This is a genomic window from Mesorhizobium sp. M1A.T.Ca.IN.004.03.1.1 (assembly GCF_003997555.1).
In the GTDB taxonomy this organism is placed as follows: Bacteria; Pseudomonadota; Alphaproteobacteria; order Rhizobiales; family Rhizobiaceae; genus Mesorhizobium.
In genome coordinates this window covers 1-238 of record NZ_RZTV01001035.1, presented here as the reverse complement: position 1 = coordinate 238, position 238 = coordinate 1, and the positions used below count along the sequence as shown (strand labels likewise).

At 68.1% G+C, this 238-nt stretch carries 1 protein-coding gene; it reads left to right on the top strand.

The window, feature by feature from the left end; translation table 11 throughout:
• On the top strand, positions 1–191 hold a 191-nt coding region (locus EOD29_RS34820), incomplete at its 5' end, for a LysR substrate-binding domain-containing protein (protein ID WP_245475533.1).
• Positions 192–238 lie beyond the last annotated feature (47 nt).

Below are 238 nucleotides of genomic sequence, written 5' to 3'. Positions count from 1 at the left end.
GCCACGGCGTGGCGATCCTGACCAGGGCGCTGTTCAAGAACGAACTCGCCGATGGCCGGCTGGTCCAGCCCTTCGACCTGGTCGGCGACGACGGCCATGCCTACTGGCTGGTCTATCCCACCGCCCGGCGCAACGTGCCGAAGATCCGTGCCTTCCGCGACTGGATCCTCGCCGAGATCGCCTGCCAGTAGCCGGACACGACAACAGCCTCCAAGCCGAACCTTCGCCGCGCTGCCCC